Genomic DNA, 23,207 nt, shown 5'->3' on the forward strand with positions numbered 1-23,207 from the left:
CCCCGGCCGGCTCGGTCGCCCCGGCCGGGCCGGTCATCCCGGTGCCGGGGCGGGCAGCGGTTCGCCCGGGGGCTCCCGCTCGTCCAGCAGCCAGTTGAGGATGCCGGGGAGTACGGAGAGCGCGTCGAAGTGCGCCGCCGCCGGTTCCAGTACGGCGGTGGCGCCCGGGATCTGCCCGGCCAGCCAGCGGGAGTGGCCCACGGGCGAGAAGACGTCCTTCACCCCGTGCCAGAGCAGCACCCGGCCGGTGATGTCGGCCGGGTCGAACCCCCAGGGGCTGCAGAACGCGATGGCGTCGTCGATCCAGCCGTACGCCGAAGTGCGCAGCCCCTCGCTGTAGTTGCGCAGCAGCATGGACCGGATCCCCGCGTCGTTGACCACCATCCGGTCGGAGTCGGTCAGCTCCCGGCGCAGATCGTCCAGGAGCCGGACCGGGTCCCGCCGGATCTGCGCCGAGCGGACGATGAAGGACTCCGCGAGGGAGTCCGGATCGGCGGCGGCCGTGGAGTACGCGAGCACATTGGACGCGGCCATCCCGTCGAACCAGTCGAGACCGGCCGCACCCCAGGGAGCCAGCGTGACGAGGGCGGCGGTACGGGTCACCCGCTCGGGCAGCAGCGCCGCGCATGCCAGCGCGTGCGGGGCCCCGCCGGACCGGCCCACGACGGCGAACCGCTCCAGCCCCAGCGAGTCGGCGATCGCCCGGACGTCCTCGACGACATCGCTGACCCGGCGGCCCTCCTGCCGGTCGCTGCCGCCGTACCCCGGGCGGTCGTAGGTGATCAGCTGCGTACGGCGCTGATAGAGGACCATGCCGCGGGGCGCGGGCCCGAGCCGGCTGCCCGGCGTCCCGTGGAGCAGGAACACCGGTCTGCCCCGGGGATCCCCCAGCCGCTCCACCGTCAGATGCCGTCCGTCCGCCGCGCGCACCCGATTGCGCACCAGCGCCTCCTCAGCTCGGTCCCCCCGGCGTGTGCTGCCTTCTCGATGATGACCCATCAGGTGAGTTACCGGGACTCCTTGTCGACTCTTGGTCGACTGTTCGTCGGCAGGAACTGTGAAGGTCCCGAGGTGTTCGCGGCGGACGATTTCCGTCTCCATCCGGACGGGTACGTACAACATCCGGACCCGCAGGGGCGAATACCGGACAGGACTAGTCCTCACCCAGGGGCCGCCACCAGTTGCACCGGGTGTTCGCGAACGGAACCGACATGGCATGACCGTGGGTAAGTGAACGTGGCGCGTGTGAAGCATCGGTGTCGTGTGCACGTCTGGAAGTCGACCTTGTGTGCGCTTCACCGCCTCGGAATAGTGGGCGCCCCATCCTCCGTGTACGGGCACCCCACTTGCTCCGTGCACGGCCCCACAGGAGGTCGAAGTTGAAGCATCGACGCATATCCAGGAAGCGCGCGACGGTGGCCGGGTCGGCCGTCGTCGCCCTGGTCGTAGCGGGATTCACGTTCCAGACTGCGAACGCCAGCGATGAAGTGCCGCAGTTCACGGTCAAGACGCTCAGCGCGGACGCGGCCGGAAAGCTGGCCACCACGCTCGACCGGGACCTGGGCGCGGACGCGGCCGGCTCGTACTACGACACGAAGACGAAGGCCCTCGTCGTGAACGTCGTCGACGGGACCGCCGCCGAGCAGGTCCGCCAGGCGGGCGGCAAGGCCAGAGTCGTGGAGCACTCCCTCGCCGAGCTGAAGTCGGCCCGGCAGACCCTCACCGACAAGGCGACGATCCCGGGCACCTCCTGGGCCGTCGACCCGGTGAGCAACAAGGTCCTCGTCACCGCCGACAGCACGGTCGACGGCGCGGCCTGGAAGAAGCTCTCGGCCGTGGTCGAGGGTCTCGGCGGCAAGGCCGAACTGAACAAGACCGCGGGCGAGTTCAAGCCGCTGATCGCGGGCGGCGACGCGATCTGGGGCTCCGGCTCCCGCTGCTCGCTCGGCTTCAACGTGGTCAAGGACGGCGAGCCGTACTTCCTGACCGCCGGCCACTGCACCGAGTCGGTCACCAGCTGGTCGGACACCCAGGGCGGCTCGGAGATCGGGGCGAACGAGGGCTCCAGCTTCCCCGAGAACGACTACGGACTGGTCAAGTACACCTCGGACATCGCGCACCCGAGCGAGGTCAACCTCTACAACGGCTCCACGCAGGCGATCACCCAGGCGGGCGACGCGACGGTCGGCCAGGCGGTCACCCGCAGCGGATCCACCACCCAGGTGCACGACGGTGAGGTCACCGCGCTGAACGCCACGGTCAACTACGGCAACGGCGACATCGTCAACGGCCTCATCCAGACGACGGTCTGCGCCGAACCGGGCGACAGCGGCGGCGCCCTCTTCGCGGGCGACACCGCGCTCGGCCTGACCTCGGGCGGCAGCGGCGACTGCTCCTCGGGCGGCACGACGTTCTTCCAGCCGGTTCCCGAGGCGCTCGCCGCCTACGGGGCCGAGATCGGCTGACGTAACACCGCGTCACACGGCAGCAGGAAAGGCCCCCGGTCCGCCGGGGGCCTTTCCCGTCCGGGCCGCGGCCCCTCCCACGACTCCGTCGTCGTGCCTCACGACTCCGTCGTGGAGATGCCGAGGTCCTGACGCATGGTGCGCTGCATCGCCAGGATCGCCTCCCACATCTCCATCAGGAACGTATGGGCCTCCTGCCACTTCTGTTGATCGTGCCCGGCGTCCCCGGCCAGCGGAATCAGGAGCTTTCTGGCGTCCGCCAGTGCCACCCGTACCGTTTGGCACCGCCGCAGGACGTCGTCGGGGACGAGCATCTGAGCCTTGGCGTAGGTGTCCTGGAACTCGACGCAGGCGACCTCCGTCGCGGGGTCCGGGGCCGTCCCGGAACGGACGGCGTAGAGGTCTTCCATCATCCGGAACCGATACCGCCGGGCACCGGAGTTCAGGGCGACGTAGGTGTCGCGCAGGCGTTCCAGGTTCGCCTGATCGTCGTCCATGTGCCGTTTGGTGAGCTCGGAGCGCTGCTGGAGCTCGAACTCCTGGCGGCGGGAGCGCGAGCTCACCCACGCGGTGGTGACCGGCGCCAGCAGGGTGCCCGCCACCCCCACCACGGCCACCAGTAACGCCACGGTCCCCGTGTTCATCTCTCCCCCTGTCGTACGACCCGGACCAACTCCTCGGTGAACGAACACACTCGGACCCCCGGGGGCGGGCCGTCAAGGGGGCCCGGACCGCGCTGTGCGGCCCGGGCCCGAAGGGGCGGTGGCGGTCAGGCTGCCTGGGTCAGGCGGCCGGAGTCAGCCTTGGCCGGGGCGATGCCGAAGATGTCCACGGCGTGGTAGTAGGTCCAGGCCGTGCTGTTGCACGACGTCCGCTTCGCGCCGGAGTAGGCGGCGCACACCCGCTTGAGGTCCTCGTAGAAGGCGGAGTCGACGCGGGCCTTGTTGGCGGAGAACGTGCCGGCGGCCTTGTGGTTCCGGTAGCCGAAGTCGTGGCGGGCGCAGGCGGTCTGGAAGGGGAAGCCGAACGGGTTGTCGGGGGAGCTGCTGCAGTAGTCCGTCGACCAGTCGAAGCCGTACGCGGACCAGGCGCCCTGGTTGTTGCGGGCGGCGTTCCAGGCGTTGTAGCTGGAGGCGCTCGTCTGGGTCCAGGAGCTGAGCACCTGGGGCTTGTCGGACGGGGCGGCCGAGGCGGAAGCGGCGGTGATCAGGGTGAGCGGGAGCGACAGGGCGACTGCGACTGCGGCGAGCGGAGCCATGGATCGGCGACGCATGAGCGACCTCCGTGGGGGTGAAAGGAGTTGTCCTGGCCGTGCTCCTCGTCTGGGTGGTACGAGGCCGCTCCAGAATGTCGTCATGGACCTGCCATGCCTAGCCGTCTCGCCGACCGGACATCAAGAATTGGGGTGAACGTCAGACGGGGCCGCCATCAGGGCGGCCCCGCGGACGGATCATCACGGAGAAAAGGGGCGAAGGGGAGAGGGGGAATGGGGGAATGGGGGAGAGGGTCTTCAGGCCGCGGTTGACCCGCCGGTGCCCGGTGCCGGGGCGGCGGCCGGGCCCGAGGTGTCCGTCCGGTCCGCTCCCGGCCGGTGCCGCATCGACAGCAGCAGGGTCAGTGCCGTGCCCACGACCGCCCAGGCGGAGAGCACCAGCAGCGGGCCGGTGACCGCGTTGCCCCGGAAGTAGGCGATCGAGCGGGCCACCCAGGTGCCCGCCCCCGGGGGGAGGGCCGGGCCGATCGCCCGCCAGAAGTCCGGGAGCATCGGCAGCGGGAAGGCGCCGCCCGCGCTCGGGTTGCCCGCGATGACGATGATCAGCACGGCCAGGCCGATGCCGACGATGCCGGTGAGGGCCTCCAGGGCGAGCGTGATCATGCCGACCGAGAAGACGACCAGGGCCCCGAGGCCGGCCAGGCCCCAGACGCTGCCCGGCAGGGCGCCGAGGATCGGGCCGATGATGATCGCGCCGCCGATGCCGCCCGCGATCGCGTACAGCGCCATCACCCCGGTCCGGATCACCGCACGCTGACGGTTGGCGGGCTTGGTGCCGGCGCTGATCGCCAGGATCGAGGCGCAGAGGTAGCCGCCCACGCACCAGCCGACCACCAGGTAGAAGGACGAGAGTCCGTCGAAGTCGTCGGGGGAGGCCGGTGCCACGTCCACGGTCCGTACCGCTCGCTGCTGGGAGCCCTCGACCTGGGTGAGGATCTGCTCCAGCGCGCTGGACAGGACGGTCCCCCCGCCGGAGGCGACCAGCAGGGTGTCGGTGCGGCCTTCCGGCGAGACGATCAGGGCCCCGTCGATGTCGCGGTTCATGATCTGCTCACGCGCCTCGGCCGCGCTGCTCACCGCGCGGGGGTCCAGCGGTCCGCCGGGGAGCCCGTCGAGCTGGGTGACGAGCTGCCGGGACATCTGCTGCGGGGCCACCACCCCGAAAGCGACATCCGTCGGCTTCGGCTTGTGCAGCGCCCCGACGTAGGACGCGATGAACAGCAGTTGCAGTCCGAGTACGCCGATGACGAGCAGGGCGGCCCGTGGAGTGACGGCGTTCTTCAGCTCATCGACGAAAGTCATGCCCCCACCGTCCGGGCAGGGCGGTGTTCGCGCAGGCGGGGCGGGCCGAACGGCGTAGGGGGTGAGCGCGGCGGGCGTGGTGCTCCGCACACTGCATATCGTACGAGTGTTCGAAGATTGGTCTATGGTGGAGAGCGGGGGTGGTGAGTGACGGAACGGTCGGAACGGTTCAGGAGGTGCGGATGTCCGGTTTCACGCATCTCCATACCGCTTCGGGGTTCTCCCTGCGGTACGGGGCCTCGCACCCCGAGCGGCTCGCCGAGCGGGCCGCCGGGCGGGGCATGGACGCCCTCGCGCTGACCGACCGCGACACCCTCGCGGGAGCGGTCCGCTTCGCCAAGGCCTGCCAGGAGGAGGGGGTCGAGGTCCGGCCGCTCTTCGGGGTGGACCTCGCGGTGACCTCGTACGCGGAGGGAGCGAGCCGGGCTGTCGTGCGCCCGCGCACTCCCGCGCGGGGCGGCGCCTTTGTCGATGAATCCGCGCCCCGGGTCACCTTCCTGGCCCGGGACGGCGCACGCGGCTGGGCCGAGCTGTGCCGACTCGTCACCGCCGCCCATGCCCGTGGCGCCATCGGCCCGATTGAAGGGTCCGGGCCGCCCCTGGTCGGCCGGGCCGCGCTGCCCGCCGACGGGCTGACCGTGCTGCTCGGGCCCGCATCCGAGGTGGGCCGGGCGCTCGCCGCCGGGCGCCCCGACCGGGCCGCCGCGCTGCTCGCGCCCTGGCGGGAGATGTACGGCGACGACCTGTGCCTCGAAGCCGTCCACCACGGCCGCGCGGGCACCGGTCCCGGATCGCTGCGGCTGGCCGCCCGTACCCTCGGCTTCGCCGCCGGACAGGGCGTACGGGCCGTGCTGACCAACGCCGTCCGGTACGCGGACCCGGGCCGGGGCCCGATCGCCGACGTGCTCGACTCCGCCCGCAGGCTCGTCCCCGTCGACCCGCGCCGCTCGCCCCTGGACAGCGGTGAGCGCTGGCTCAAGGACGAGGACGCGATGCGGGAGGCCGCGGAACGGATCGCCTCCGCCGCCGGTCTCGGGCAGGGCGCCGCGGCCCGGCTGCTGGCGGAGACCCGGCACACCGCCGAGGCCTGCCGGGTCGACCCCGCCGCCGACCTCGGCCTGGGCGGCGTCCACTTCCCCGAGCCGCACCTGGTCGGCGCCGGCCGGCGTACCGCCCAGCGGGTGCTCGCCTCCCGGGCCGCCGCCGGGATGGTGCTGCGCGGCCACGACCGTAACCCCGTCTACTGGGAACGGATGCACCGGGAGCTGGACATCATCGCCCACCACAACTTCGCCTCGTACTTCCTGACGGTGGCTCAGGTGGTCGACGACGTAAGGGAGATGGGCATTCGGGTCGCCGCGCGCGGCTCGGGGGCCGGCTCCCTGGTCAACCACCTCCTCGGCATCGCCCACGCCGACCCCGTCGAGCACGGGCTGCTCATGGAGCGCTTCCTGTCGAAGCGCCGCTTCGTGCTGCCCGACATCGACATCGACGTCGAATCGGCCCGCCGGCTCGACGTCTACCGCCGGATCATCGAACGCTTCGGACCCGAACGTGTCGCCACCGTCGCCATGCCCGAGACCTACCGGGTGCGCCACGCCATCCGGGACGTCGGGGCCGCGCTCTCGATGGACCCGGCCGAGACCGACCGGCTCGCCAAGGCGTTCCCGCACATCCGGGCCCGCGACGCGCGCGCCGCGATGGAGGAGCTGCCCGAGCTGAAGGAGGTCGCGCGGAACCAGGACAGGTACGGGCGGCTCTGGGAGCTGGTGGAGGGGCTGGACGCGCTGCCGCGCGGTGTCGCCATGCACCCGTGCGGGGTGCTGCTCTCGGATGCCGGGCTGATGGACCGTACGCCGGTGATGCCCACCAGCGGCGAGGGCTTCCCGATGGCGCAGTTCGACAAGGAGGACGTGGAGGACCTCGGGCTGCTCAAACTCGATGTGCTGGGCGTACGGATGCAGTCGGCGATGGCGCACGCCGTCGCCGAGGTGAAACGTGCCTCGGGCGCGGACGTCGACCTGGACGCCGTACCGCCGGACGACCCGGAGACGTACCGCCTGATCAGGACCGCCGAGACGCTGGGCTGCTTCCAGATCGAGTCGCCCGGCCAGCGCGACCTGGTCGGCAGGCTCCAGCCCGCCACCTTCCACGACCTGGTCGTCGACATCTCGCTGTTCCGGCCGGGGCCGGTCGCCGCCGACATGGTGCGGCCGTTCATCGAGGCCCGGCACGGCCGCGCGCCGGTCCGCTACCCCCACCCCGACCTGGAAGGACCGCTGAGCGGCACCTACGGCGTGGTCGTCTTCCACGAGCAGATCATCGAGATGGTCGCCATCATGACCGGCTGCGGCCGGGGCGAGGCCGACCGGGTGCGGCGCGGGCTCTCCCACCCCGATTCGCAGGGGCTGATCAAGGTCTGGTTCGCGCGGCGCGCGGCGGCCAGGGGGTACGACATCGAGGTGATCGCCCGCACCTGGAAGATCATCGAGGCGTTCGGCAGCTACGGCTTCTGCAAGGCGCACGCCGTCGCGTTCGCCGTACCGACGTACCAGTCGGCCTGGCTCAAGGCGCACCACCCGGCCGCCTTCTACGCCGGTCTGCTCACGCACGACCCCGGGATGTACCCGAAGCGGCTGCTGCTCGCGGACGCCCGGCGGCGCGGGGTGCCGGTGCTGCCGCTGGATGTGAACCGGTCGGCGGTCGCTCACCGAATCGAACTGGTGTCTGATGATGGGAAAGGGGAGGGCGCGGGGGCCTGGGGGCTGCGTCTCGCACTCTCGGACGTCCACGGCATCGGCGAGGCCGAGGCCGCCCGGATCGAGGAGGGGCAGCCGTACACCTCGCTGCTGGACTTCTGGCAGCGAGCCCGCCCGGGCCGCCCGGTCGCTGAACGGCTCGCGCAGGTAGGCGCGTTGGACGCCTTCGGTGCCAACCGCCGCGATCTGCTGCTGCACCTCTCCGAACTCCACCGCGCCCACCGGAGCTCCGGCTCCGGCGCCCGGGGAGCGCAGCTCCCGCTGGGCGACGGACACCGCACGGCCTCCGTCGGGCTGCCCGACCTCAACGAGGCGGAGCGGCTGAGCGCCGAGCTGGGGGTGCTGAGCATGGATGTCTCCCGCCACCTGATGGGGGATCACCAGGCCTTCCTGGATGAGCTGGGCGTGGTCTCCGCCAAGCGGCTGCGTGAGGCCCGGCACGGCGAGACCGTGCTGGTCGCCGGGGCCAAGGTGGCCACCCAGACGCCGCCGATCCGCTCCGGCCGCCGGGTCGTCTTCACCACCCTGGACGACGGCAGCGGCCTGGCCGACCTGGCGTTCTTCGAGGACAGCCACGCCGCCTGCGCGCACACCGTCTTCCACTCCTGGCTGCTGCTGGTGCGCGGGGTGGTGCAGCGGCGCGGCGCGCGCAGCCTGAGCGTGGTGGGCGCGGCCGCCTGGAACCTGGCCGAACTGGCCGAACTGCGGCGGACCGGAGGGCTCGACGCGGTCGCGGCGCGGCTGGCGGAGGAGATACCGGAGGAGGGTGCCGAAGGGGAGCCGGGGGAGGGCGCCGAAGCGGAGACGCCCGGCGCCGGACGTCGTATACGGATGGAGACCGGTTACGAGATGAATCCCTGGGCCGACCTTCAGCCACCCGGCGAAGGGACCCCCACCGGAAGGAAGTTGTGGCACCAGTCACCGGGGAGCGCGGGATGAGCGACGGCAGCGGAGACCCGGGAGGAGTCCTGTACCTGCGGTTCCGCAGGACCGCCGGCGGACCCCCCGACAGCGCCGGCTACACCGGGCTGCTCGCCCTGCTCGGCGCGTTCACCCCGGTCGTCGAGGCCGCACCGCCCGACGGGGCGCTCGCCGATGTGGGCGGCGCGCTGCGCTACTTCGGGCGGGACGTGCAGGGCCTGGCCTCGGTGATCCGGGTCCGGGCGCTCGCCCTGCACGGCGTGGACTGCGCGATCGGGGCGGGGGCCAACCCCATGGTGGCCCGGATGGCGGCCCGGCGGGCGGCGCCCGGGACCACCTTCGTGGTGGGCCGGGGCGAGGAGGCGGACTTCCTCGCGCCGCTCCCGGCCGCCGCCCTGGACGGCGTCGGGGCCGCCACGGCCCGCACCCTGTGCGGATACGGGCTCGACTCCGTCGGCCGGATCGCCGGCGCACCCCTGGCCACCCTCCAGCGGATCACCGGCGTACGGACCGGGCGTGAGCTGTGGGAACGGGCGCGGGGCATCGACCGTACGCGGGTCGTCCCGAACGCCGCCGCCCGCTCGCTCGCCGCCGAACGCTCCTTCCCGCGCGACGAACTGGCCCCCGAGCAGCACCGCCGCGCCCTCCTCTCGCTCACCGAGGAGCTGGGGGCGCGGCTGCGGGGCGAGGGGCAGGTGTGCCGGTCGCTCGCGGTCTCGGTGCGGTACGCGGACCGGACCGGTTACGCGACGCTGACCCGGAGCCGGATGCTGGGGGAGCCCACCGCGCACTCGGCCGCGCTCACCGCGCTCGCCTACCGGATCCACGAGTCCTTCGGGCTCCAGCGGGCCCGGGTGCGGGGGATCGCGCTGCGCGCGGAGGGGCTGGCCGACGCCGGCCGGGCCTCCCGCCAGCTCACCTTCGACCCGGCGGACGAGCGGTCGCGCCGGATCGAGGAGGTGGCGGACCGGCTGCGGGAGAGGTTCGGACCCGGTGCGGTGAAGCCGGCCGGACTCGCGGCCTGAATGGCGTGGTTGACGCGCCTACTCGATCTACGGTGAGGCCGCGTCATTTTTTACCGACGCGTAACTTCCCACCCAACCTTACTCATGCGTAATTTGGCATGAGCACACAAAGCTTGTGGTCCGGGCCACAGGGCGCACCGCCATCGCACCTCCCTTGAGCCGCAAGGAGACCACACGATGCTGCCCTGGTTCCGTGCTGCGCGCACCCCACGCACGCGCAGCGTATTCGCCGCCTTCCTCCTGGCCGTCACCCTCCTGGCCGCCCCCACGGCGACCGCGACCGCGGCTGCCCCCTCCGCCGCGGTGGCCACCTCCCGTGGCTGGAACGACTACTCCTGCAAGCCCTCCGCCGCCCATCCCCGCCCCGTCGTCCTGGTCCACGGAACCTTCGGGAACTCGGTCGACAACTGGCTGTTCCTCGCCCCCTACCTGGTCAACCGGGGCTACTGCGTCTTCTCCCTCGACTACGGCCAGCTCCCCGGCGTGCCCTTCTTCCACGGCCTCGGCCCCATCGACAAGTCCGCCGAACAGCTCGACGTGTTCGTCGACAAGGTGCTCGCCTCCACCGGAGCGCCGAAGGCCGACATCGTCGGCCACTCCCAGGGCGGCATGATGCCGAACTACTACCTGAAGTTCCTGGGCGGCGCCCCCAAGGTCAACGCCCTCATCGGCCTCGCCCCGGACAACCACGGCACCACGCTGCTCGGCCTCACCAAGCTCCTGCCGTACTTCCCCGGCGTCGAGAAGTTCATCAGCGACAAGACCCCCGGCCTCGCCGACCAGGTCGCAGGATCCCCCTTCATCACCAAGCTCACCGCGGGCGGCGACACGGTCCCCGGCGTCCGCTACACCGTCATCGCGACCAAGTACGACCAGGTGGTGACCCCGTACCGTACGCAGTACCTGGACGGACCGAACGTACGCAACGTCCTGCTCCAGGACCTGTGCCCGCTCGACCTGTCCGAGCACGTGGCGATCGGGACCATCGACCGGATCGCCTTCCACGAGGTGGCGAACGCGCTGGACCCGGCACGCGCCACGCCGACCACGTGCTCCTCGGTCATCGGCTGACGCACGACGCACGACGCACGACGCACGACGGGGCCGAGGCCACTGTCCGGTGGAGCGGACGGTGGCCTCGGCCCGTGTTCGTCACTTACGCGTGGTTCATCGGCTGTGCCGGCCACCGGAGGCGGTGGCCCGGCGGCGCTGCGAGGAGAACAGCACGGCCGCACCGACGGCGAGCGCGGCGGCCCCGCCCATCGCGAGATAGGTGCTGCTGCTCGAACCACCGGTCTCGGCGAGCACATCCTCCTGACCGGCGGCGTTGGCCTGCGGCGCGTTGCCCTGCTCCGCGTCGGCCTCGGGCTCGGCGGCAGGGGCGGCGGGAGCGGCGGCGTTGACCTTGGCCCCCGTGCCGGCGTCGTCGTCGCCGTGCCCGTTGTGCTCGACGGAGGACTTCTCGGCGCCCTCGGTGATCGCGTCCTCGGAGGGGGCGGAGGGGGCAGGCGCGGGAGCACCTTCCTCGTTCTTCGGCGCCTCACCCGCGGGCTTCTCCTCCTGACCACCGCCGCCCGCGCCACCGGTCCCCGCCGACCCGCCGCCGAAGACCACATCGGAGCAGGCGTAGAACGCCTCGGGGGAGTCGGAGCGCTGCCACACCGTGTAGATCAGCTGCCGCCCCGCGCCGTCCGGGATGGTCCCGTCGAAGACATACGAACCGTCCACCAGCGCCGGGTCGGTGGCCTGGGCGAAGGGCTTCGCCTCCAGGTCCGACCAGGCCAGCGGCTTAGTCGGGTCGTATCCGGCCTTGGTGAGGTACAGCTCGAAGGAGCCCTTGTGCGGGGCCGTGGCACGGAACTCGAAGGTGTGCTTGCCCGCCTTCACGGGGGAGGCCGGCCAGTCGGCGCGCGGCAGGTCGAGCCCCTTGAACTTGTCGTTGGCCGCGCTGCACAGCTTGCCGTCCGGGATCAGCTCACGGTGCTTGCCCGCCGCGTTGGCGATGTTCACCCCGTTCCAGTCGTACAGCGCCTGCGTCCCACCCGCCGCGACCGCCGCCTTGCACGCCGCCGACACCGGGCTCTCCGGCCCCTCCGCGAAGCACGCGGACACCCGGCTCACCGGGTCGGTCAGCGAACCGTGGGCGAGCGCCGGAGTGGCGGCGAGTCCGGCCAGCGCGAACGGTGCGAAGCCGAGGGCGACGATCCCGGCGGCCTTGCGACGAGCGGTCATGGAGGGTTCTCCTTCGGAGCGGCACAACGGTGGGACGCCTGGACCGAATCCGTCCCGGCGATCAGCAAGCTAGCCGCTCGAAAGGACGAAAACGCCTGCTGGGACGCAGGGGAGGGAATCCTTATGGTCGCTTTAAGGTGCGGCTAAGCCGTCGTTTCATTTGGCGGGTCGTGGACCTGTTTCGGATACGAGGTGCGCCAGCTGGTGAACGGTGCGCGCATATGTTCCTGCCACAAGTGGGACACGAGGGCTTCGGGCTCATCAGCTCTGTCCACGCGACCGTCATCGGACAGCAGCAGAAGTGTCCAAGACGGCTCCGACGCCGTGATCACAGCCAGCCCCCGCTGAATCATCTCGGTTGCAGACGTTGCTGGTTCCGGCTGGTCCTTTGCGTATTCGACCATCTGGGGGAGAGCGACATGGGGCTGATTCTGTTCCCGGGGGACGGAGACACGAGCAGTCCGGATGTCGGCTGGTCCTACAGCGGCTTCGCCGAGTTCCGACGGGAGCTGGCGCGCGCAGAGGGGTTCGATCTCGGCGAGATGTGGGGCTTCGGCGGAGACCGGCCCTGGAGTGATGTCTCAGCCTCCCTGGAGCGACTCCTCGATCGCCCCGATGACGGTGGAGGCGAGCTTTCTCCCACCGAATGCGCCGTGCTCCTGCCCCGGATCGAGGCGATCGCCGACCACTGGCGAAGTGAGGCAGGCTTCCCTCGGACACACATCGATGCGGCTCAACAGCTGGCGGTCGTTCTGCGTCTCTGTATCGCGAAGGACGTCGAACTTCTCTTCCTGTGATGCCGCGCAGCGAGGGCAGGTCCTCACGCTCCCGCAGCTACGGGACAGGCCTCGACTCTGCCGGTCGTTGCGGACCACATACCGGATCTTGAGACCACGAGCAGCCCATGGCAGGCTCGTTCCGCATGATCGATGAATTCGCGAAAGGCGACCTGCACGGGAGACTGCGGCGGGACCGCAAGGCACTGCTCTGGAAACTCGACGGCCTGTCCGAATACGACGCCCGCCGGCCTTTGACGGCGACCGGGACCAACCTCCTCGATCTGGTCGAACACGTGGCCACCGTCGAGGCCAGGTACTTCGGCGAGGTCTTCGACCGCCCTTCCCCGGAACCGCTGCCCCGGTGGCAGGACTCCGACGGCAGCGATCTGTGGGCGGCCGAGGACGAGACTCGCGGTCAGATCATCGGCTTCTACCGGCGCACGCGGGAACACTCGGACGCGACGATCAACGAGCTTCCCCTCGACGCCCCCGGCCACGTGCCGTGGTGGCCGGAGCCTTATCCCAACACGAACCTGTTCGCCATCATGGTCCATGCCCTCGGCGAGTCCATCCGGCATGCCGGGCACGCCGATATCCCGCGCGAGGGCCTCGACGGCCGGACCGGGTTGCGCGCCGAACACGAGAAGCAGATCGACGAGGAAGCCCGTGCGGCCCACTGCGCGAAGATCGAGCAGGCCGCCAGGTCGGCCGCACCCATCGAGGCTTGAGAGGACGCCGAGGTGAGAGGCGAGGCCTGTCACCGGGCGCCTGGGTGTGGCAGGGGGACACACCGAGCGGACCCAGCTGTCTGCCGGACCCTCCCTCTCGTTGCACGGTTCGAAGACCAGTCACGGCCGAGAGCCGAGCGGGACCGGCCGCGCCCGGTACGGCAGCGGGGCCCGGACCGCGCATCACGGTCCGGGCCCCGCTGTCCGTGCGATGCCGCCCTGCGGCGGCGGTGCGTCAGCTCTGGGCGGTGTCGTCGCCCGTCTGCCCGGCGCCCTCGGCCCCGCTTGCCTTCTCGCGCATCTTGCGCACCAGCTCCGCCTTCTGGTCGGCCGCGCCCTGGCGGTCGAGGTTGCGGTGGGGGCCGTTGTTCTGCCGCTCGGCGCGGGACAGCTTCTTGCGCTGGCCGCCGCCCATGCCCACGGGGTTGTTGATGTTCTTGCTCACGGTCACGGGTTCTCCCGGTAATGATGTGAAGTGATCTACGGATTCATCGGTGAGGGACGGGCGGCGACGTCGAAGGACGTCAGCAGAGGCCCATCACGCTCTCACTCGTAGATCGGCGTCTGGAAGAATATGACAAAGACGTTACCCGGTTCCGTCGGCCCCGCACACCAACCCTCTCGCCGCCCCGCCGTCGGCCGGGCCTTCCTGCTGGTGGGCGCCATGCCGGCGGGGGATGCGGAACACTTCGCCGGGTGATCGTGATGCAGCCCGTCCTGGAGATATACGTACCTGACGGCTTCGACCTCTGGCCCGTCGCCGAGGTCGAGTCGTTCGGCTTCTTGCCTCTCGGCGGTGAGCTTTCGCCTGATGAGGTCGGGACAGCGGTGGCGTGCATCGTCGGCTGCAATGACATCGACCCCGACGGAGGCCGCCCGCCTCGCCCCGCCGCCGCACTTGACTCGTTCCTTCACGGGCTGCTCACCTTCGACAGCCCTTTCGCTGCCGGCGGCCTCCGGGTCAGCGACACGTCCACAGGTGTCGCCTTCCTGCCCGGCTGCTGCGACGGACTGGAGGACTGGCGCGACTGGCACCGGTTCGCCGACGACGCCAGGCTCCTCGGTTTCGGCCACGAGCCCGTGTCACCGGTTGCGGAGCGCTTCGGCGACACCGTCCGGCTCACGGTCGACTCCGAGCAGAGCGCCAGTCCGGTGATCGAGCTGCCCACCGCTGAACTCCGCGACCTGCTGACCGGCGTCGAGCGCGACTTGGGCGGCTTCCTGGCGCTGGCGGCCGATTGGGCCGCCAGGCAGCTGCCCGGCCACTCCGCTCCCGTAACAGCCGCCCTCGCCCGCGTTCTCGACCTTCCCTCGCCGGGCCTACCGCCGCAGGCCTAGGGCGGCGAGCCTTGCTTCGTCGGCCAGGAAGGTGGGGCCCTGGGCTGTCACTGGGCGCTATGAGAGTTCCTTCCGCATCAACGTGCACATCCTTTCGTAGCGGCGCAATGATCCATCAGGGGCTTGTTCGTCCCACGAGTCCGGCCGGCGGTCGTACGCGGCATAGCCCAGCCGTTCGTACAGCGCACGCGCCCGGGGGTTGCTCTCCTCCACAGCCAGCTCGGCCTGGTGCAGACCGCGGCTTCTGATCCGTCGTTCTGCGGCTTCGACAAGGAACGTACCGATCCCGCACGACTGCAATGCGGGGTGGACCGCCAGCTGCCACAGAATGCCGACGCCCTCCTTGACCTGGTAGTCGATGCCGCCCTTCGCCACAGGGATGTCCGTCGCAGGGCAGATCGCCAGGTAGTCGACCTCGCCGGTCCGCGCACGTTCCAACTGCCCGACAACGTTGGCCAGGTGGTGGTCAGAGCCTGCCCACCCGCACGAGGCCAGGTCTGCGTGCACCAGATCGCGGGCCGACAGTTTCAGCACGACATTCTTCATCTTCAGCATCTCCGGCCGGTCAGTACCTCCGGACAGTCAGCATCCCCGCCGGTCGACAGAGGCTCAAGCCGGTTTCCCGGCCGTTGTCAGTGCTGTGCGTGATACTCGGCAGCAGAGGGTGAACGCCGAGGGCGTTACGGGGGCGGGGCCGGGAGATGACGAACCGTTGGGGTGAACACGAGGCGGCGGCGGAGGACGAGAGCCTGCCGATGGAGTACGCCGTGCTGCCCGGGCAGCGCAGACTGTGGCGGTGGATCGCCGCAGGGTGGGCGGTGACCTACGCCCTGGCCGCTCTGTACATGGGGGCGGGCAGTGATGCCGCACTGCCGATGTCGGTGGCGGCGCTCGTCTGTCTGCCGGTGACGGCGGGGGCGGTGCACTCGTGGCGCAAGGCCGCCGGAGGGACGCGCATCGATGACGACGGGGTCACCACCGGGGTCTGGCCATACCGGCGGCTCTGCCGGTGGGAGGAGCGGTGCGCCGGCGGCACGCCGTGAGGCCAGGTGTGCGGGACCGGACGGGCGTACGCCGATGGCGCGGCGGCAGGGCAGGGGCGGGGCCTCAGCCGATCCAGCGGTAGCGGCGTTCGGGGCGGCCCGTGCCGCCGTAGCGCAGGGTCACCTCGGCCCGGCCTGTTCCGGCGAAGTACTCCAGGTAGCGGCGCGCGCTCACCCGGGACAGCGCGCCCGCCTCGGCGCACTCCGAGGCGGACAGGCCTTCGGGGCGGGCACGCAGGGTGCGTTCCACCAGGTCCGCCGTGGGAACCGCCAGGCCTTTGGGCAGTTCGCGGGAGCCGGGCGGGCGGGTGCCGAAGATCTGGTCGACGTCCTCCTGGCGCGCCTCGCCCAGCTCGTCCAGGCGGGTGCGGAGCGCGGCCACATGGCGCAGCTGCTCCTGGAGGGCGGACCGGCTGAACGGCTTGATGAGGTAGTGCAGGGCCCCTGCCCGCAGCGCGGCCCGGATCACTCCGGCGTCCCTGGCCGCCGTGATGAACAGGGCGTCCGTGCTGGAGCGTGAGGCGTCCTGTTCCTCCGCCGTGCGCAGTGCCCGCAGTACGTCGATCCCGTCCATATCGGGCAGGTAGATGTCGAGCAGCACCAGGTCGGGGCGCAGCCGCTCGGCCGCCCGCAAGGCATCGGCGCCGTTGTGCGCCACCCCGACGACGGTAAAGCCGTCCATTACGGACACATAGCGGCTGTGCAGTTTCGCGACCATGAAGTCGTCGTCCACCACCAGCACCGTTGTCACGCCGCACACGCTAAGCCGCGACCGCAACGACCACAACGTCCGTTGATTCCGGAAGAGAGACAGGTTCTTGACGCGCGGGCAACATGTGGGCCACTTCACAGCGAAAGGCGGAACCCGTGCGACTACGCACTCCCCTCGCCCTGGCCGGGGCCGCGTTGCTGGTGCTGGTGGGGCCACCCCTGCTCGCCACCGGCGACGGCTCCGACACCGGCACCCAGATTCCCGGGCTCCGCTTCATGGTCCCCAACACCCCCGGCGGCGGCTACGACATCACCGCCCGCACCATGGCCAAGAACGCCGAGGACGCCGGACTCACCCACAACATCGAGGTGTTCAACCTGCCCGGGGCCGGTGGCACGGTCGGCCTCACCCGGCTGGTCGGCGAACACGGCAACGGCAAGCTCGCCCTCTCCATGGGCCTCGGCGTCGTCGGCGCCGTCCACACCAACAAGTCCCCGAGCACCCTCGCCGACACCACCCCGATCGCCCGGCTCACGGAGGAGCCGGACATCGTCGTCGTCGCCAAGAACTCCCCGTACCGCACCATCGGTGAACTGCTCACCGCCTGGAAGAGGAATCCGGCCGCCGTGCCGGTCGGGGGTGGCTCCTCGCCCGGCGGCCCGGACCACCTCGCCCCGATGCTCATGGCGCAGGCCGCCGGGATCGCACCGAAGGCGGTCAACTACATCCCGTTCGACGGCGGCGGAGAGCTGCTCGCCTCCGTCCTCGGCAACAAGGTCGGCTTCGGCGTCTCCGGCCTCGGCGAGTACCGCGACCAGATCGAGGCGGGCGAGCTGCGGCTGCTCGCCGTCACCGGCCCGAAGCGGGTGCCGGGCATGGACGCGCCCACCCTGCGCGAGGCGGGCCTCGACACCGAGTTCACCAACTGGCGCGGCATCGTCGCCCCGCCCGGCCTCTCCGACGCCGAACGCACCAAGCTCACCGGCCTGATCCGGAAGCTGCATGCCTCGAAGGAGTGGAAGGAGTCGATGAAGAAGAACGGCTGGGACGACGCCTTCCTCGCCGGTGAGCCCTTCGGTGACTTCCTCGCCGAGCAGGACCGGCGCGTCGCCACCGTGCTGAAGGAGCTGGGGCTGTGACCACCGAACCAACAGGGCCCGCCCCGAAGAGCGACACCACCACCCGCTCCTGGCTGCGCGACCACTCCGAACTCGGCGTCTGCGTCCTCCTGCTGGCCATCGGCACCCTCGTCCTCACCGACGCCCTCACCATGAACGTCGACATCGCCCAGCGCGGCCCCATCGGCCCCCGCACGGTCCCCTTCGCCGTCGGTTCGGCGCTCCTCCTGGTCGCCGTCCTCCTCGCCGTCGACGTCCTGCGCGGCGGGCGCGGCGAGGCCGAGGGCGGCGAGGACGTCGACCTCGACGAACCGGCCGACTGGCGCACCGTCCTCCTGCTGAGCGGTGTCTTCCTCGCGGCCGCCGTCCTGATCGGCCCGCTCGGCTTCCCGATCGCCGGGGCGCTCCTCTTCTGGGGCTCCGCCTACGCGCTCGGCAGCCGCCACCACGACCGCGATCCGCTCATCGCCGCCGTCCTCTCCCTCGCCACCTACTTCCTCTTCGACAACCTGCTCGGCGTCCCCCTTCCGGGTGGCCCGCTGATGGGAGTGATCTGACCGATGGACTCCCTCAACTCCCTCCTCGACGGCTTCGGTACGGCGCTCACGCCGGCCAACCTGCTCTGGGCCGCCCTCGGCGTCCTGCTCGGCACCGCGATCGGCGTGCTGCCCGGCATCGGGCCGGCCATGGCCGTGGCCCTGCTGCTCCCGGTGACGTACGGACTCGACCCGACCGGCGCCTTCATCATGTTCGCCGGCATCTACTACGGCGCGATGTTCGGCGGCTCCACCACCTCGATCCTCCTCAACACCCCCGGCGAGAGCGCCGCCGTGGTCGCCGCGATCGAGGGCAACCCGATGGCGAAGGCCGGACGCGGCGCCCAGGCGCTGGCCGCCGCCGCGATCGGCCACTTCGCGGGCGGCATGATCGGCACGATCCTGCTGGTCGTCCTCGCCCCCACGGTCGCCTCCCTCGCCATCGGCATCGGCGCGCCCGACTACTTCGCGATCATGGTGCTGGCCTTCATCGCCGTCACCTCCGTCCTCGGCGCCTCCCGCATCCGGGGACTCGCCTCGCTGCTCATCGGCCTCACCATCGGACTGGTGGGCCTCGACCAGATGACCGGGCAGCAGCGCCTCACCTTCGGCTCGCTCCAACTGGCCGACGGGGTCGACGTGGTGATCGTCGCGGTCGGCCTCTTCGCGATCGGCGAGGCCCTCTGGGTCGCCGCCCACCTGCGCCGTTCCACCGGCGAGCCGATCCCCGTCGGCCGCCCCTGGCTCGGCCGGGCCGACCTCCGCCGCACCTGGAAGCCCTGGCTGCGCGGCCCGCTCATCGGCTTCCCGTTCGGGGCGATACCCGCGGGCGGCGCGGAGATCCCCACCTTCCTCAGTTACGTCACCGAGAAGCGGCTCTCCAAGCACCGCGGCCAGTTCGGCAAGGGCGCCATCGAAGGCGTCGCGGGACCGGAGTCGGCGGCCTCCGCCTCCGCCGCCGGAACCCTCGTCTCGATGCTCACCCTGGGCCTGCCCACCACCGCGGTCGCCGCCGTGATGCTCGCCGCCTTCCAGCAGTACGGGATCCAGCCGGGGCCCCTGCTGTTCGAACGTGAACCCGAGCTGGTCTGGGGCCTCATCGCCTCGCTCTTCGTCGGCATGGTGCTGCTGCTCACCCTCAACCTGCCGCTCGCCCCCGTCTGGGCGAAGCTCCTGCGGATCCCGCGCCCCTATCTGTACGCGGGCATCCTCTTCTTCGCCGCCGTCGGCGCGTACGCGGTCGGCGGCGAGGCCCTGGACCTGGTGATCCTCCTCGTCATCGGCCTCATCGGGCTCGGCATGCGGCGCTACGGACTGCCGGTGCTCCCCGCGGTCATCGGGGTGATCCTCGGCCCGGCCGCCGAACAGCAGCTGCGGCGCGCGCTCCAGATCAGCGACGGCAGTGTGACCGGTCTGGTCAACACCCCGTTCTCCATCACGGTCTACGCGATCGTGGCGCTGATCGTGGCCTGGCCGCTGGTGCACCGGCTGGTCGCCGTACGACGGCGCGGCGGGCACGAGGAGGGTGAGGAGAAGAAGGCCGGGGAATCCGGCACTGTCAGTGGCGGCTGAGATTATCGACGTATGACGACGATCGACTGGGACGCGGCGGCCGAATCCTTCGACGAGGAGCCCGACCACGGGCTCCTCGACCCCGCCGTGCGCGACGCGTGGGCCGGGCGGCTGGAGAGCTGGCTGCCCGCCACCCGCGGTGACCTGCTGGACCTGGGCTGCGGTACGGGGAGCCTCTCGCTGCTCGCCGCCGGTCAGGGCCACCGGGTCACCGCCGTCGACCGGTCGCCCAGGATGGCCGAGCAGGCCCGCGCCAAGCTCGCCGGGACCGGTGCGGAGGTCCTGGTCGGGGACGCGGCCCGGCCTCCGGTGGGGGAGCGGGCGTTCGACGTGATCGTGGCCCGGCACGTGGTCTGGCTGCTGCCCGACCCGGCAGCCGCCCTGGCCCACTGGTTCGGCCTGCTGAAGCCGGGCGGCCGGCTGGTGCTGATCGAAGGGGTGTGGGGCGGTGTCGGGCTCTCCGCCGCCCGGGTCACCTCCCTGCTCGCCCGGCACACCGAGCGCGTCCACCACGAGGACCTTGCCGCCGACCCGCGGCTGTGGGGCAAGGAGGTCGACGACGAGCGGTACGCCCTGGTGGCCCGTGCGGAGCCGCCCCACCGGCACACCGAGGTCGTCGACGTCCACCTGATCCTGCGCCGCGGCCCGGACGTCCTGCTCGCCCGCCGCGCCAACACGGGTTACGGGGACGGCCTGCTGAACATGCCCTCCGGCCACGCGGAGGACGGTGAGGACGTCCGTGAGGCGATGATCCGGGAGGCCGCCGAGGAGATCGGTGTCGTGCTGGACCCCGACGAGCTGCGGGTTGCCCTCGTGATGCAGCACCGGGGCCCCGGCGGCGGGGCGCGCATGGGCTGGTTCTTCGTCGCGGAGTACGACGCGGAGCGCCCGCCGCGCAACGCGGAGCCGGAGAAGTGCTACGAGCTGGACTGGTTCCCGCTGGACGCCCTGCCGGACGACATGGTCGCGTACTGCCGTGCGGGCCTGGACGGTTACCGGGCGGGTGAGCACTTCATGCTCCACTGGCACGAGGACGGCGACCCGATCGCCCACCGGCCGGGCGGCCCGCGCCGGGCCGTGGCGCTGCCGCCCGCCGCCGAGCGGACCGGCCGGGTGCACCACATCGAGCTGTGGGTGCCCGACCTGGCGGGTGCGGAGCGGCGCTGGGGCTGGCTGCTGGAGCGGCTCGGCCACCTCCCGTACCAGCGCTGGGCGGACGGCCGCAGCTGGCGGCGCGGCGAGAGTTACGTGGTCGTCGAGCAGTCGCCCGACCTCTCCGCCGACCACCACGACCGGCACCGTCCCGGCCTCAACCACCTGGCGTTCCATGTCGCGGACCGGGCCGCCCTCGACTCCCTCACGGCCGAGGCCCCCGCACACGGCTGGCGCCTGCTCCACCCCGACCGCCATCCCCACGCGGGCGGTGAGGGCCACGTCGCCGCCTATCTGGAGGACGAGGCGGGGTACGAGGTGGAGCTGGTGGCCGCGTCCACGCCCCGCCCCTGAAGCTCCCAGGCACCCGGTCCGCGACGGTCAGGTGAGCAGGCTCGCCAGCCCCTCCGCCCGGGCCAGCGCCTCCAGCTCGTCCAGGGCGCGGGCCGCCGCCCCGGCCGCCCCGGGATCGCGTCCGGCCAGGCCGCTCGCCTCGAACTCGTCCTCGTCGAGCCGTAGTACGGAGGAGCCGTCCGCCGACACCCACAGGTCCAGGTCGAGATCCTCGACCGCCAGCACCCCGTCGGCCAGGACCGCGGGCCGGGTGATGTCGCAGTACCAGCCCTTCAGCTCGCCGTCACCGGTGCGGACCTCCTTCACCGCGAACCACCGGTCCCGCCAGTAGTGCTCGGTGAAGACATCGCCCGGCTCGAACCGGACGAAGCCGAAGTCCCGCACCCCGGGCGCGGCCCACGGCGCCCGGACGGTGACGCGGGTGCCGTCGTCACGGACCAGCTCCGCCGGATATCCGATCTTGGTGCGGCCCGCTTTGGTCAGGGCGACGACGAGGCCCTTGGAGCGGGGCGCGCGGGGCTCAGCCGAGGGTGCGGGCATGGCGGACCTCCGTGGCGCAGACCGTGTAGCCGAACGCCTTGTTGATGGCCAGCATGGGGCCGTTGCCGGTGTCGTTGGCGGTGTAGGCGTCCGTGTATCCGGCCGCCCGCGCCCGGTGCAGCGAGTCGTTCTTCGCCAGCTTCGCCAGACCCCGCCCCCGGAACGCCCGCAGGGTGCCGGTCATGTTGCTGGAGTACGTCCGGCTCCCGTCGGTGCCCGCCGCGCTGAACGCGGCCACCCGACCGTCCACCAGGACCACCGTCGTGAGCCCGGTGTCGAAGGTCGGGTGGCGCCAGATGTTCGTCAGCCAGTCCTCGTAGTCGTCCAGCTCGGTGGGTACGTCGGTCGGCTCGTCCAGCGTCACCTCAGCGTCGGCCTCGAAGAGCGGCCGGGGATCGTCGGCGAAGTCGGCCCCCGACCTCAGCTCCACGCCCGCCGGGGCCTCCTGGAGCGGCGGCAGGGACGCGCCCGCCAGATACAGGTGCTGGAAGTGCGCGGAGCGGCCCGGCCGGTAGCCCCGGCCGCGGGCGAACTCCAGGCTCTGAGGCGTGTCCAGCACCCAGGCGTGGACGACCGTGGCCCCCGCCTGCGCGAGGTGCTCCTCCGCCGTACTCAGCAGCAGCGAGCCCGCCCCGCGACCGGTGTGGCCGGGCAGGACGTGCGGGGTGCAGGATCCCTGCCCCGGCTCCGTGCTGTCGTGGGCGATCCCGGCCTGCGCGGTTCCGATGATCTCGCCGTCCCGCTCGGCCACCAGCAGCCGGTAGTGCCGGTCCGGATGGGCATGGGCCAGATCGTGGGTGATCTGCTCGGGGGTGGACACCAGGTAGGGGACCGCGGCCCGCCGGACGCGGGTCCACGCCTGGGCGTCGGACGGCCGGAAATCCCGCACAATCACTGTCATGCGGCGGAGGTTACGCGCGGCCCTGCCGCGATCGCCTCCCGTTTTTCCGCCCGCGGGGGGAGAATCGGTCCGTGACTGAGAAGATCGTCCTGGACCCGGACTCCGGCATCGCCCCGTACGAGCAACTGCGCACCCAGCTCTCCGAACTGGCCCGCTCCGGCGTGCTCCCGGTCGGCCACCGGCTCCCGACCGTACGGGGCTTCGCCGAGGAGCTGGGCCTCGCCGCCAACACCGTGGCCAAGGCGTACCGCGCGCTGGAGGCCGACGGTGTGATCGAGACCCGGGGGCGGAACGGGACCTTCGTCGCGGCCGCCGGGGGAGCGGCCGAGCAGAAGGCCGCCGCCGCCGCGCAGAGCTACGCGGAAGCCGCCCAGCGGCTCGGGCTCCCCCGGGACCGGGCGCTGTCGCTCGCCCAGGACGCGGTCCGGGCGGCGTACGCGCGCTGACCCGACAGGCC

23 protein-coding genes are annotated in these 23,207 nt (G+C 71.6%); 13 read left to right on the plus strand and 10 right to left on the minus strand.

Annotated features, from left to right (window positions below; translation table 11 throughout):
- Positions 1–33: 33 nt before the first annotated feature.
- Positions 34–942, minus strand: coding sequence for an alpha/beta fold hydrolase (locus tag ACK8N7_RS29860; RefSeq protein ID WP_403211740.1), 909 nt, complete (start codon positions 940–942; stop codon positions 34–36).
- A 437-nt stretch (positions 943–1,379) separates the two neighbouring features.
- On the opposite strand from ACK8N7_RS29860, the gene ACK8N7_RS29865 reads away from it, so the two are divergent.
- Positions 1,380–2,465, plus strand: coding sequence for a S1 family peptidase (locus ACK8N7_RS29865; RefSeq protein WP_500444556.1), 1,086 nt, complete (start codon positions 1,380–1,382; stop codon positions 2,463–2,465).
- A 98-nt stretch (positions 2,466–2,563) separates the two neighbouring features.
- Here ACK8N7_RS29865 and ACK8N7_RS29870 read toward each other — a convergent pair whose 3' ends face one another.
- The 3 genes from ACK8N7_RS29870 to ACK8N7_RS29880 all read right to left on the minus strand — a co-directional run bounded on the left by ACK8N7_RS29870 (position 2,564) and on the right by ACK8N7_RS29880 (position 5,040).
- A complete protein-coding gene (locus tag ACK8N7_RS29870) occupies positions 2,564–3,109 on the minus strand; it encodes a hypothetical protein (RefSeq protein ID WP_500444557.1) in 546 nt (181 codons plus the stop codon).
- A 125-nt stretch (positions 3,110–3,234) separates the two neighbouring features.
- On the minus strand, positions 3,235–3,738 hold the full coding sequence (locus ACK8N7_RS29875; protein ID WP_403211746.1) for a phospholipase: 504 nt from the start codon (positions 3,736–3,738) through the stop codon (positions 3,235–3,237).
- A gap of 237 nt (positions 3,739–3,975) precedes the next feature.
- Positions 3,976–5,040 carry a DUF3533 domain-containing protein gene (locus ACK8N7_RS29880; RefSeq protein WP_403211748.1) on the minus strand — a complete coding sequence of 355 codons (1,065 nt, stop codon included), beginning with the start codon at positions 5,038–5,040 and terminating at the stop codon, positions 3,976–3,978.
- A 182-nt stretch (positions 5,041–5,222) separates the two neighbouring features.
- Here ACK8N7_RS29880 and ACK8N7_RS29885 point away from each other — a divergent pair, with 182 nt between their 5' ends.
- From ACK8N7_RS29885 to ACK8N7_RS29895, 3 genes are all read left to right on the plus strand, one after another.
- Positions 5,223–8,738, plus strand: a complete 3,516-nt coding sequence (locus tag ACK8N7_RS29885; protein WP_500444558.1) for a DNA polymerase III subunit alpha — start codon at positions 5,223–5,225, stop codon at positions 8,736–8,738.
- On the plus strand, positions 8,735–9,745 hold the full coding sequence (locus tag ACK8N7_RS29890) for a DNA polymerase Y family protein (RefSeq protein WP_500444559.1): 1,011 nt from the start codon (positions 8,735–8,737) through the stop codon (positions 9,743–9,745). The genes ACK8N7_RS29885 and ACK8N7_RS29890 overlap by 4 nt, the downstream gene beginning before the upstream one ends.
- 177 nt (positions 9,746–9,922) lie before the next feature.
- Positions 9,923–10,816, plus strand: coding sequence for an esterase/lipase family protein (locus ACK8N7_RS29895; protein ID WP_500444560.1), 894 nt, complete (start codon positions 9,923–9,925; stop codon positions 10,814–10,816).
- Between the two features lie 96 nt (positions 10,817–10,912).
- Here the strand turns inward: ACK8N7_RS29895 and ACK8N7_RS29900 are convergent, their stop codons facing one another.
- Positions 10,913–11,977 (minus strand): lytic polysaccharide monooxygenase auxiliary activity family 9 protein, encoded by a 1,065-nt coding sequence (locus tag ACK8N7_RS29900; protein ID WP_403211756.1) that lies wholly within the window; start codon positions 11,975–11,977, stop codon positions 10,913–10,915.
- 419 nt (positions 11,978–12,396) lie between these two features.
- Here ACK8N7_RS29900 and ACK8N7_RS29905 point away from each other — a divergent pair, with 419 nt between their 5' ends.
- Positions 12,397–12,774, plus strand: a complete 378-nt coding sequence (locus ACK8N7_RS29905) for a hypothetical protein (RefSeq protein WP_500444561.1) — start codon at positions 12,397–12,399, stop codon at positions 12,772–12,774.
- Positions 12,775–12,899: 125 nt separating this feature from the next.
- Positions 12,900–13,484, plus strand: a complete 585-nt coding sequence (locus tag ACK8N7_RS29910; protein WP_500444562.1) for a DinB family protein — start codon at positions 12,900–12,902, stop codon at positions 13,482–13,484.
- 235 nt (positions 13,485–13,719) lie between these two features.
- On the opposite strand, the gene ACK8N7_RS29915 is transcribed toward ACK8N7_RS29910, so the two are convergent.
- Positions 13,720–13,935 (minus strand): DUF6243 family protein, encoded by a 216-nt coding sequence (locus ACK8N7_RS29915; RefSeq protein ID WP_403211791.1) that lies wholly within the window; start codon positions 13,933–13,935, stop codon positions 13,720–13,722.
- A 245-nt stretch (positions 13,936–14,180) separates the two neighbouring features.
- On the opposite strand from ACK8N7_RS29915, the gene ACK8N7_RS29920 reads away from it, so the two are divergent.
- Positions 14,181–14,822 (plus strand): hypothetical protein, encoded by a 642-nt coding sequence (locus tag ACK8N7_RS29920; RefSeq protein WP_403211793.1) that lies wholly within the window; start codon positions 14,181–14,183, stop codon positions 14,820–14,822.
- Positions 14,823–14,879: 57 nt separating this feature from the next.
- On the opposite strand, the gene ACK8N7_RS29925 is transcribed toward ACK8N7_RS29920, so the two are convergent.
- The gene (locus tag ACK8N7_RS29925) at positions 14,880–15,368 is read right to left on the minus strand and encodes a GNAT family N-acetyltransferase (protein WP_403212251.1); all 489 of its coding nucleotides are present in this window, start codon (positions 15,366–15,368) and stop codon (positions 14,880–14,882) included.
- Positions 15,369–15,523: 155 nt separating this feature from the next.
- On the opposite strand from ACK8N7_RS29925, the gene ACK8N7_RS29930 reads away from it, so the two are divergent.
- The gene (locus tag ACK8N7_RS29930) at positions 15,524–15,865 is read left to right on the plus strand and encodes a hypothetical protein (RefSeq protein ID WP_403211795.1); all 342 of its coding nucleotides are present in this window, start codon (positions 15,524–15,526) and stop codon (positions 15,863–15,865) included.
- Between the two features lie 64 nt (positions 15,866–15,929).
- Here the strand turns inward: ACK8N7_RS29930 and ACK8N7_RS29935 are convergent, their stop codons facing one another.
- Positions 15,930–16,616, minus strand: coding sequence for a response regulator (locus tag ACK8N7_RS29935; RefSeq protein ID WP_403211797.1), 687 nt, complete (start codon positions 16,614–16,616; stop codon positions 15,930–15,932).
- A gap of 116 nt (positions 16,617–16,732) precedes the next feature.
- On the opposite strand from ACK8N7_RS29935, the gene ACK8N7_RS29940 reads away from it, so the two are divergent.
- From ACK8N7_RS29940 to ACK8N7_RS29955, 4 genes are read left to right on the plus strand one after another with little or no spacing between them, the layout of a single operon-like run.
- On the plus strand, positions 16,733–17,716 hold the full coding sequence (locus ACK8N7_RS29940) for a Bug family tripartite tricarboxylate transporter substrate binding protein (RefSeq protein ID WP_403211799.1): 984 nt from the start codon (positions 16,733–16,735) through the stop codon (positions 17,714–17,716).
- On the plus strand, positions 17,713–18,252 hold the full coding sequence (locus ACK8N7_RS29945; RefSeq protein ID WP_403211801.1) for a tripartite tricarboxylate transporter TctB family protein: 540 nt from the start codon (positions 17,713–17,715) through the stop codon (positions 18,250–18,252). Before ACK8N7_RS29940 ends, ACK8N7_RS29945 begins: the two co-directional genes overlap by 4 nt.
- A 3-nt stretch (positions 18,253–18,255) precedes the next feature.
- Positions 18,256–19,803 (plus strand): tripartite tricarboxylate transporter permease, encoded by a 1,548-nt coding sequence (locus tag ACK8N7_RS29950; RefSeq protein ID WP_403211803.1) that lies wholly within the window; start codon positions 18,256–18,258, stop codon positions 19,801–19,803.
- A 12-nt stretch (positions 19,804–19,815) separates the two neighbouring features.
- Entirely contained in the window at positions 19,816–21,309 is a 1,494-nt protein-coding gene (locus tag ACK8N7_RS29955) for a trifunctional class I SAM-dependent methyltransferase/NUDIX hydrolase/VOC family protein (RefSeq protein WP_500444563.1), read from the plus strand.
- Between the two features lie 27 nt (positions 21,310–21,336).
- Here ACK8N7_RS29955 and ACK8N7_RS29960 read toward each other — a convergent pair whose 3' ends face one another.
- The gene (locus ACK8N7_RS29960; protein ID WP_403211807.1) at positions 21,337–21,849 is read right to left on the minus strand and encodes a ribonuclease FAU-1 family protein; all 513 of its coding nucleotides are present in this window, start codon (positions 21,847–21,849) and stop codon (positions 21,337–21,339) included.
- A complete protein-coding gene (locus ACK8N7_RS29965) occupies positions 21,830–22,750 on the minus strand; it encodes a GNAT family N-acetyltransferase (RefSeq protein WP_403211809.1) in 921 nt (306 codons plus the stop codon). Before ACK8N7_RS29965 ends, ACK8N7_RS29960 begins: the two co-directional genes overlap by 20 nt.
- Before the next feature lie 71 nt (positions 22,751–22,821).
- On the opposite strand from ACK8N7_RS29965, the gene ACK8N7_RS29970 reads away from it, so the two are divergent.
- Positions 22,822–23,196 (plus strand): GntR family transcriptional regulator, encoded by a 375-nt coding sequence (locus ACK8N7_RS29970; RefSeq protein WP_015607600.1) that lies wholly within the window; start codon positions 22,822–22,824, stop codon positions 23,194–23,196.
- Positions 23,197–23,207: the final 11 nt, after the last annotated feature.

The organism is Streptomyces griseobrunneus (assembly GCF_046713465.1).
GTDB lineage: Bacteria > Actinomycetota > Actinomycetes > Streptomycetales > Streptomycetaceae > Streptomyces > Streptomyces microflavus.